Origin of the sequence: Hyalangium ruber, assembly GCF_034259325.1 — a bacterium.
In the GTDB taxonomy this organism is placed as follows: domain Bacteria; phylum Myxococcota; class Myxococcia; order Myxococcales; family Myxococcaceae; genus Hyalangium_A; species Hyalangium_A rubrum.
Genome location: NZ_JAXIVS010000007.1, coordinates 290,437 through 300,747 on the forward strand (window position 1 = coordinate 290,437; position 10,311 = coordinate 300,747).

Annotated in this window: 3 protein-coding genes; 2 read left to right on the forward strand and 1 reads right to left on the reverse strand. The window is 66.9% G+C overall.

Annotated elements, in window-relative coordinates:
• Positions 1-148: 148 nt before the first annotated feature.
• The gene (locus SYV04_RS21890; protein WP_321547800.1) at positions 149-8,200 is read right to left on the reverse strand and encodes an immunoglobulin-like domain-containing protein; all 8,052 of its coding nucleotides are present in this window, start codon (positions 8,198-8,200) and stop codon (positions 149-151) included.
• A gap of 565 nt (positions 8,201-8,765) precedes the next feature.
• Between SYV04_RS21890 and SYV04_RS21895 the strand changes: the two genes are divergently transcribed.
• Both SYV04_RS21895 and SYV04_RS21900 read left to right on the forward strand, forming a co-directional pair.
• Positions 8,766-9,404 carry a prepilin-type N-terminal cleavage/methylation domain-containing protein gene (locus SYV04_RS21895; RefSeq protein WP_321547801.1) on the forward strand — a complete coding sequence of 213 codons (639 nt, stop codon included), beginning with the start codon at positions 8,766-8,768 and terminating at the stop codon, positions 9,402-9,404.
• 239 nt (positions 9,405-9,643) lie between these two features.
• Complete coding sequence (locus SYV04_RS21900) at positions 9,644-10,282, forward strand: prepilin-type N-terminal cleavage/methylation domain-containing protein (RefSeq protein WP_321547802.1); 639 nt, start codon at positions 9,644-9,646, stop codon at positions 10,280-10,282.
• The last annotated feature ends 29 nt before the right edge of the window (positions 10,283-10,311 follow it).

The following is a 10,311-nucleotide window of genomic DNA, read 5'->3' on the forward strand; positions in this document are numbered from 1 at the left end:
CTTCCCAGGGCCGAGGCCCTGGCTCCTGTCTACCTCAGTTTCGCCATGGGCGGGAGCCCTGTTCCCGGCTCGGGCCGAGCCCCCAAAAAGACAGCGGCCGGTGCCCCTGTTCCGGGCACCGGCCGCCTGAGACTTCACTCGGTCAGGACTAGCGCTTGGCCAGCGTGCCCTCGCCCTTGACCGTCGTGGGAGCCACGATGCCGTTGGAGGGCACGGACACCGTGCACGCCGCGGACGTCGTGTTGCCCGAGCTATCGCCCACCAGGAAGTTCACCGTGTACACGCGGGTCTGACCGGGCTGGGTCTTCGCCTTCAGGGTGAACTTGCTGTTGTCGACGATGATGATGTCATCCGCGTCGGTCGCAGGCTGGTTGCTGGTGATGTCCGTGATGAGACCCAGGCTGTTGATGTCCATGTAGCCCTCGCAGACATCCCAGGCGAACGTGCACTCGCTCAGCTGCATCGTGCGCATGGTGTTGTCGGCGGGCGTGAGCCGGATGGTGGGCTTCACCGTGACCTCGGGCTGGAAGGTATCGACGACTTCCACCGTGCGGCTGACCGGGTCGGCCCAGTTATAGGCACCGTCACGCACCTGGTACTGCAGGGTGTACGTGCCGGGGATCTGCTTGTTCACCTCGCCGAAGCGGAGCACCGCCGCGGACAGGTCGCCGTAGCACTGGTCCTCGGCCCAGGCGCCCTGATCGACGTAGGGGTTCGGATCCTCTTCCGGATCCTCATCCGGATCGTTCGGGTTGTCGGTGGGCAGGAAGCACTCGACCTGCTCCGTGTCCGAACCGACGAGGCCGAGCACCGGCTTGAGGGTATCCGTCACGTAGACCGAGAGGATGGCGCTGTCGGTGTTGTAGGCCTCATCCCACGCCAGGTACTGCACATAGTAGAGACCCTCGACCTCGGTGGTCGGGCCGGGACCGAAGTCATCCGGATCGCCGCCCGGGCCGCCGGGCAGGCCGTCCTCGTCGTCGTCGCCCGTGTTGTACTGGTGCACGGGGATGGAGCCCTCGCAGGTGTCGGTCGCGGTGGCGACCGGCGCCTCCCAGATGTTGCCAATCGCGTGGCCCGTGCACTCGTAGTAGATGTTCTGGTCCTCCAGAGACAGCTCCGGAACCCCCGTGTCCTCGACCGTGATGGTGCGAGTCACCGGCACCGTGCTCGTGTTGCCCGCCGTGTCCGTGGCCGTGTAGGTCACCGTGTACTGGCCCGGCACGCTCGGCAGCGAGGACGGGGTAGCGGTGATCGTCACGCCGTTGGGGTAGCAGGCATCCGTGGCCGTCACACCCAGCGCGGGCTGAGTGCCGCACTCGATGGTCTCACCGTCGTTGTTGGCGATGATGGTCGGCGCCGTCGTGTCCTGCACGTGCAGGTTGATGGTGTCGAACGCCAGGTGGCCCACGTTGTCGCGCGCCTGGTAGCGAGCGATGTAGTCACCCTCGACGTTGATGTTCAGGTCCGTGAACTCGCGGAAGATGGTCGAGGAGACGTTGCCCTGGCACTGGTCCGTCGCCGTACCGGTCGGATCGGTGAAGGTGCTGATGGCGCACTCGAGGGTGACGTCCTCCACGCTCATGGTCAGCGTCGGACCTTCGTTGTCCTGGACGATGACGTTGCGCGAGGCCGGCGTGGTGTTTCCGCTGCTGTCGGAGGCCTGGTAGTTGACCAGGTAGCCGCCCGGCACCTCCAGGTTCACGTTGTTGGAGACCACCGTGACCGGACGCGCGCCCGAGCAGATGTCGTTGGCCGTGCCGCCCAGCTCCTCGTACGCGTTGCCTTTGCACTCGAGGAACGTCGGGTTGGGCCCGTTGAGCGAGATGGTGGGCCCCAGCGTGTCGAGCACCGTCACGAAGCGCGTCACCGTGGGCGAGATGTTGCCCACCGTGTCCTGCGCCGTGTAGCGCAGCGGGTAGGTGCCCGCCGTGGTGTGGTCCACCGTGCCCGTCACCGTCACCGGCACCGGCCCCGCGGTGCACAGGTCGGTGGCCGTGGCGCCCGGATCCTCGTACGGAGAACCGCACTCCATGACCTGGTTGCTCGGACCATTGAGCGTGATGGTCGGCGGCGTGTTGTCGTTCACGCGCACCGTGCGGACCACCGGCGAGACCGTCTGGTTGCCGGACGGATCCGTCACGCTGTAGGTGATGCGGATGGCACCCGGCTGGCTCGGATCCGGCGTCTGGGTGGCGACGATGACCGGCGTCAGGTTGCCGGCGCACACGTCGCTGGCCGTAGCGCCCGGATCGACGTAGCTGGTGCCGCACTCGAACGTGTCGTTGACCGGGCCCTGCACCGTGATGGTGGGAGCCAGGGTGTCGCTCACGTTCACCGTACGGCTGAGCGACGGGGCAGCCTGACCGGCGGGGTCAACCACGTTGTAGACCACCGGGTAGGAGCCAGGCACGCCCGTGTTCACCGTGCCGCTGACGGTGATGGAGCCCGTCAGGTCCCCGAAGCACGCGTCGTTGGCCATGGCACCCGGGTCGTTGTACGGCGAACCGCACTCGAGGTTCTGGGTCGCCGGGCCGTTGAGGGCCAGGGTGGGCGGAGCGTTGTCGTTCACCGTCACCGTGCGAACCACCGGAGAGGTGACGCTGTTGCCGGACGGATCCGTCGCGCTGTAGGTGATGGTGAAGGAAGTGCCCGGAGCGCTCGGGTTGCCGCTCTGCTGAGCGACCACCGTCACGTTGCCGGCGCACTGGTCGGTCGCCGAGGCGCCCGGATCGACGTAGGCCGAGCCGCACTCATGCACCTGGTCGGCGGGGCCGTTGACCGTGATGGCCGGGGCCAGCGTGTCACGCACCGTCACCGCGCGGTTGACCGGCGCGGCGGCATTCCCGCCCACGTCGGACACGTTGTAGGTGACCGTGTAGGTGTTCAGCACCGCGGGGTCCACCGTGCCGCTGCGCACGATGCGAGCGGTCAGGTCGCCCTCGCACAGGTCGTTGGCCTCGGCGCCAGGGTCGACGTAGGCGCTGTTGCACTCGACCAGCTGCGTGGCAGGACCGACGAGCGACAGGGTGGGCGGCAGCTCGTCGCTGACGTTCACCGTGCGCTGCACCTGGGCGCTCTGCACGCCGTCCGACGCGCTGTAGGTGATGGTGTAGCTGCCACCCTGGTTCGGGTTCACCACACCGCTGATCTGGACCGTCAGGTTACCGACGCACGCGTCGTTGGCCGTGGCGCCCAGCTCGTTGTAGGGCGAACCGCACTCCAGGCCCACGGTGGCCGCGCCGTTGAGCGCGATGACCGGAGCGGAGCTGTCGGTCACCGTCACCGTGCGCGACTCCGCGGCGGTGGTCTGGTTGCCCGACGGGTCGGCCACGCGGTAGCTCAGGGTGTAGGTGCCGCCCGCGCCCGTGTTCACCGAGCCCGTGCGGACAATGGCGCCCGTCAGGTCACCGGCGCACACGTCGCTGGCCGTCGCACCCGGATCCGCATACGGACCATTGCCGCACTCGAACTGCTGGTTGAGCGGGCCGAGGACCGTGATGGAGGGAGCCAGCGTGTCGCTGACGTTGACGGTGCGGTTGACCGCCGGAGCGCTCTGGCCCGCCTGATCCGTCACGTTGTAGGTCAGCGTGTAGGGGGCCGGCACCATGTGGTTCACCGTGCCCGAGACCGTGATGCGGCTCGTCACGTCCCCGAAGCACACGTCGTTAGCCGTGGCGAGCGGATCGACGAACGGAGTGCCGCACTCGAGGCCCTGGGTGGCAGAGCCATTGAGCACCAGCACCGGCGGCTCGTTGTCGTTCACCGTCACCGAGCGGGTGACCGGCGAGGTGTACGAGTTACCCGACGGATCCGTCACGCTGTAGGTGTAGGTGATGACACCCGGCTGAGAGGGATTGCCCGTCTGAGCGACCGTGATGCGGTTGGTCACGTTACCGGCGCACGCATCCTCGGCCGTGGCGCCCGGGTCGATGTAGTTGCTGCCGCACGCATACGTGTCGTTCAGCGGCCCCTGAAGCGTGAGGCTCGGAGCCAGCGTGTCGTCGTACGTCACCGTGCGGGTGACCGCCGGAGCGCTGCGGCCCGACGGATCCGTCACGTTGTAGGTCAGCGTGTAGGGGACGTCGATGACGGTGGGGTCCACGGTGCCGGTGCGAACGATGCGAGCCGAGATGTTGCCGGCGCACAGGTCGTTGGCCGTGGCGCCCGGATCGTTGAACGGCGTCTTGCACTCCAGCGTCTGGTTGGCAGGGCCGGTAAGGGCCAGCGTCGGAGGCAGCGTGTCAGCGACCGTCACCGTGCGGCCGGTGGCCGAGGTGCCGGTGTTGCCCGACGGGTCGGTGGCCGTGTAGCGGATGACGTAGTCCTGCGGCGCGTTCGGATCCACCACGGTGCTGGGCACCGCGGGCAGCGCCCCGGCGCACGCATCGTTGGCCGTCGCGCCCGGATCGGCGTACGGGCCGTTGCCGCACTCGATCTGCTGGCTGAGCGGACCGGTGACGGTGACGACAGGGGCCAAGGTGTCGCTGACGTTGACGGTGCGGTTGACCGCCGGAGCGCTCTGGCCCGACGGATCCGTCACGTTGTAGGTCAGCGGGTAGCTGCCCGGCGCACCCGTGTTCACCGTGCCGGTGACCGTGATGCGGCTCGTCACATCCCCGAAGCACACGTCGTTGGCCGTGGCGCCCGGATCGGCGTACGGGTTGCCGCACTCCAGGCTCTGGGTCGCATTGCCCAGCAGCACCAGCGTGGGCGGCTCGTTGTCGTCCACCGTCACGGTGCGAACCACCGGCGAGGTGACGCTGTTGCCGGCCGGATCCGTCGCGCTGTAGGTGATGGTGAAGGAGCCCGGCTGGCTCGGGTTGCCGCTCTGCTGGGCGACCACCGTCACGTTGCCGGCGCACAGGTCATTGGCCGTGGCGCCCGGATCCACGTAGGTGGAGCCGCACTCGAAGGCATCATTGGTCGGGCCGTTGACCGTGATGGACGGAGGCAGCGAGTCGCTGACGCCCACCGGGCGAGTGGCCGTGACCGTGTGGCCCTGGCCGTCCGACACGCTGTAGCCCAGCTCGTAGTTGCCAGGCGTGCCCGTGTTCACGCCGCCGGTGGTCACGATGGCGCCCGTGAGGTCGCCAGCGCACAGGTCGTTAGCGGTGGCACCCGGATCGTTGTACGGCGAGGCGCACTCCACGTTGGAGGGACCAGGCCGCAGCGTCAGCGTCGGCGCCAGCGTGTCGCTCACCGTCACCACACGGCCGCCAGCGGCGGTGCCCGTGTTGCCCGACGGGTCCGTGGCACTGTAGGTGATGGTGGAAGAGCCCGGCACTCCCGGGTTCACCACACGGCTAGGCACCGCGGGCAGGGCCCCGGCGCACGCGTCGTTGGCCGTCGCGCCCGGGTCAGCGTAGGAGCCGTCACCGCACTCCACCGCGATGGCGGAGGCACCCACCATGGTCACGGCGGGAGCCAGCGTGTCGCGCACGGTCACCTGGCGGTTGGCCGTAGCAACATGGCCCTCGTCGTCCGTGGCGGTGTAGGTCAGCGTGTAGGGCGCAGGCGCCATGTTGTTCACGCTGCCGGAGATGACCGGCGTCAGCGGACCGTCGCACTGGTCGTTGGCCGTGGCGCCCTGCTCCGTGTACGCCGTGGCGCACTCCAGGTTCTGAGTCGCCGCGCCGTTGAGCGAAAGCACCGGAGCCAGCGTGTCGCTCACCACCACCGTGCGGCTGCCCGCCGAGGTGCCCGTGTTACCCGACGGGTCGGTGGCGCTGTAGGTAATCGTGGTGGAGCCCGTCTGGCCCGGGTTCGCCACGCGGCTGGGCACCGCGGGCAGCGTCCCGGCGCACGCGTCGTTGGCCGTCGCACCCGGATCGGCGTAGTCGGTCGCACCGCACTCCACCGGCAGGGTGGAGGGGCCCACCATCGTCACCGTGGGAGCAATCGTATCGGTGACGTCCACCACGCGCTCGGCCGAGGCCGTACGACCGGCAGGATCCGTCACGGTGTAGCCAACCTGGTAGGTGGCCGGCTGCTGGGCGTTCACGGCGCCCGTGGTCACGATCGAGGCCGTCAGGTCACCGGCGCACTGGTCGTTGGCGGTGGCGCCCGGGTCGTTGTACTCCGAGGCGCACTCCACGTTGGAGGGACCGGGCCGAACCGTCAGCACCGGAGCCAGCGTGTCGCTCACCACCACCGTGCGGCTGCCAGCGGCGACGCCGGTGTTACCCGACGGGTCCGTGGCGCTGTAGGTAATCGTGGTGGAGCCCGGCTGGTTCGGGTTCGCCGTGCCGTTGGCCACGGCGGGCAGCACGCCCGCGCACGCATCGTTGGCCGTCGCGCCCGGGTCGGCGTAGGAGCCGTCACCGCACTCCACCGGAATGGTGCCCGGGCCCGTCATGGTCACCACGGGAGCCAGCGTGTCGGAGACCGTGACGACGCGGCTCTTCTCATCGGCCGCGTGGCCGGTGGGGTCCGTCACGTTGTAGCGAACGATGTAGCTGTTGGGCGCCATGTGGTTCACGGAGCCCGCGATGGTCGGGGTCAAGGTGCCCGCGCACTGGTCATTGGCCGTGGCGCCCGGCTCGGCGTACGCCGTGCCGCACTCCAGGCCCTGATTGGCCGCGCCATTCAGGGTGATGACCGGCTTGAGCGTGTCGGACACCGCGACGGTGCGCGTCACCTCGGGAGCGCTGTTACCCGCCTCATCCTGAACGTTGTAGCGAACCGTATAGGAGGCAGGCGTGTTCGGGTTCACCGCGCCCGTCACCACGATGGCACCCGTCAGGTCCATCTCCGGGCACGCATCGTTGGCGGTGGCGCCCGGATCCGAGTACGCCGAGCCGCACTCCAGCGACTGGTTGGAAGAACCGGAGAGCGCCAGGGTCGGAGCCTGGTCATCCGTCACGGTCACCGTGCCGGTGCAGGAAGACGACTGGCCCGAGTTATCCGTACACGTCAGGGTCACCACCGTCTGGCCGAGGCCGTAGACGGGCATGGGGTCCTGACTGCAGTTGCCATCCTCGAGGTCTCCATCCTCATCGTAGGAGCCGTTGTTGATGTCCGCGTAGGCGCCGCAAGCGGACCCGGCGCCGACCGTCACGTTCCGGCACACGGCCACCGGAGGATGAGACTCATTGGGGATATTGGGGAACTTGCAGGACGCAGTGCAGGTGCCCAGGTTACCGCTGATGTCACGACCGTTGCCGAAGCCCAGGTCGCACTCCTCACCGGCGTTCACGATGCCGTCGCCGCACCAGTCGTACTTGCACGACCACGAGCAGGTGTCCTCGCGACTCGCCGGGAAGTTGGTGGCGCGCTGGCCGTTGACGCCGTCACCCAGGTCGCACTCCTCACCCGACGGCATGTAGTCCGGGTTACCGCAGCCCAGGGACCTGGCCATGGCGCCGCGAGCGAGGATGTAGGGCGTGCCCGCGATCCCCTCACCCGCATCGTAATCGAAGTAAGGCCAGGAGCCGGGCATGCTGCCATCCGTATCCACGGCAAGCGCGGCGATGGCGAAGTTGCGCTCCGGGTAGCTGGTGAACACCGACCTCGCCACACAGGCCGAGTCGCCGCCCAGCAGCCAGTTCCCCACGTTCATCATGGGATTGTTGTCGAACGGGGCCATGGCGATGGCGTGACCGGTCTCCGAGCAGGGCACACCCGCAACGGTGAAGCTGCCGAACGGCTCCAGCAGCGTCACGGCCGTGTTGGGCGCGGCATCCTGATAGGCGCAGCCCAGCGAGATGTACATACCCGTCGTGCGGACACCACCCGAGGTAACGAAGTTGACGCTGCTCGTCACCATGTCGGAGATGTTGTTGCTGGCGGGGTTCGTGCCGAAGATCACGACGGGACCATCGACGATGGCGCCCCACTTGGCCCGGGTCTCAATGGCGGCCTGGAAGGCCTCCTCACCCGCCTGACAGGCCGCGTCACCGATGATGAGGGCGCGGTACGTCATGAACTGCTCGGCCGTCTTCTCGCGCCACCCGTCGGCGTCGACGATCTCTACCGCCATCGTGCCGTTCGAGCTGTTTTCCGCCGCGAAGGCCTCGAGGCTGCCCTCACCACTGGAACCCAGGATGAGCACCTTGCGCTCACTGCGTGCTTCCTGACGTGTCGTGCGCACATTCGCCGGGGTCGGCTCTGGCTGCGGCGCACTTTGCTCCTCGTCGCAGGAGCTGGCCGCCAATGCGACCATCACCAGCGACGCTCCCCATACGCCTTTGAGTTTCATGCTGTACATCCCCCACGGCTTGGACACTTTTGAACGAACCTCGTGCTAGTCATCCCAGAACTTCTCTTCATCCGACTTCGGATTCACTCGCAGTTGGCGATGTGGGCGCAACCCACGGACTGCCCTTTCCGCCTATCTCGCCTATTGGAAGTGGACCTTCAGCGGCCACGCAATTTTCCCCTTTTGCTGAAGACAGGCAAGTAGATATTTTCTCGGTTTGAACGAATTCCCTGGAGTCATGTAGGGGGATGGTTACACCTGCGTACTTGCGCTCTCCTGCGCCTCAATCCGCCGACGGCATCACACACATCCACGAGGCAGGGCACGCGCTGTTCTCCTGATAGCAGTTGAAGCAGGCAAGCGCCTCTGGATCGTGCGGGAGCAGGTGGGGGTGCCAAAGCACGGCACGCTGACTGCCCAGCTTCGTCGATCGCCACCACCGGCCCCAAGCCAAACACTCGCAATCACTTGCACGGGCCTTCCTCGAGTGCGTGGCCCGCTGATTGCTCTTGTCTCAGCTCGCCGTCCTTCACCACTTCCCTCAACACAGACAAGGAGCAGTCCCATGACGCACCGCCGTCAACGCCACGGTTTTACCCTCATCGAGCTCATGATCGTCGTCGCCATCATCGGCATCCTGGCTGCCATTGCCATTCCCAACTTCACCCGCTTCCAGGCACGCGCTCGGCAGTCCGAGGTCAACACCAACCTCAAGAGCCTCTTCACCGGCCTGCGCACCCAGCAGCGCATGCCGCCGCCGACCATCCACGCCTCTGGCTTCGCTCCCGAGCGCGGCAACCGCTACAGCTACCACCTCGATGACGGCTGCTCGTCCTTCGAGGATCGCTCCGGCATCAATACGGTGTCGAACGACTCCGACACGTGCATCGGCGTGGACACCTTCAAGTATCAGGGCTTCCCCAGCGCCTTCCCCGTCAACCAGCCGGCCTCCGCCACCTGGAACAACTCGGCCACCTCCAATGGCATGGCCACCAGCGCCGGCATCTACGGCTACGCGGGCACCTGGGACTTCCTGGCCTACGGCGCCGGTGACGTCGACAACAATCCGATGGACACCTCCGACACCTGGCTCATCTCCTCTTCCGATGGCCAGCTCTCCGCCACCTGCCCGGCCACCCCCTTCGCCGAGAACGTGTCCGCGGGTGAGCCGTTCAACGTGAGCAACGACGTCAACTGCGACTGATTCAAGCCCTACCCTCACCCAAGACCCCGGGAGCCATACGGCTCTCGGGGTTTTCTCTTTGTGCTCTCAAAAGCCAGTGTCAAAGCTCGTCACGCCAACTGCCCTGCTTCGTCAATCACAGGCACTGGCCGCGAGCCAAACACCCGCAATCACTTGCACACGCACGTGGCCCGCCGATTGCTCTTGTATCAACTCGCTGTCCTTCACCACTTCCCTCGACACAAACAAGGAGCAGTCCCATGACGCACCGCCGTCAACGCCACGGTTTTACCCTCATCGAGCTCATGATCGTCGTCGCCATCATCGGCATCCTGGCTGCCATTGCCATTCCAAACTTCGTCCGCTTCCAGGCACGCGCTCGGCAGTCCGAGGTCAACACCAACCTCAAGAGCCTCTTCACCGGCCTGCGCACCCAGCAGCGCAAGCCGCCTCCGACCATCCACGCCTCTGGCTTCTCTCCCGAGCGAGGCAACCGCTACAGCTACCACCTCGATGACAACTGCTCGTCCTATGAGGACCGCTCCGGCATCAATGCGGTGCCGAACGACTCCGACACGTGCATCGGCGTGGACACCTTCAAGTATCAGGGCTTCCCCAGCTTCTTCCCGGTCATACAGGCGGGCGGCGCTACCTGGAACGTCTCGGCCACCGCCAACGGCATGGCCACCAGCGCCGGCATCTACGCCGACGCAGGTACCTGGGACTTCCTGGCCTACGGCGCCGGTGACGTCGACAACAACCCGATGGACGCCGCCGACACCTGGCTCATCTCCTCTTCCGATGGCCAGCTCACCGCCGTCTGCCCCGCCAGCCCCGGTCAGGAGAACGTGTCCGCGGGTGAGCCGTTCAACGTGAGCAACGACGTCAACTGCGACTGAGCCTTGCTCTCTCCAGAAATAGAAAACCC

Coding starts and splice junctions, on each gene's coding strand:
- SYV04_RS21890 (WP_321547800.1), bottom strand. CDS start 8,200: ATGAAACTCAAAGGCGTATGGGGAGCGTCGCTGGTGATGGTCGCATTG.
- SYV04_RS21895 (WP_321547801.1), top strand. CDS start 8,766: ATGACGCACCGCCGTCAACGCCACGGTTTTACCCTCATCGAGCTCATG.
- SYV04_RS21900 (WP_321547802.1), top strand. CDS start 9,644: ATGACGCACCGCCGTCAACGCCACGGTTTTACCCTCATCGAGCTCATG.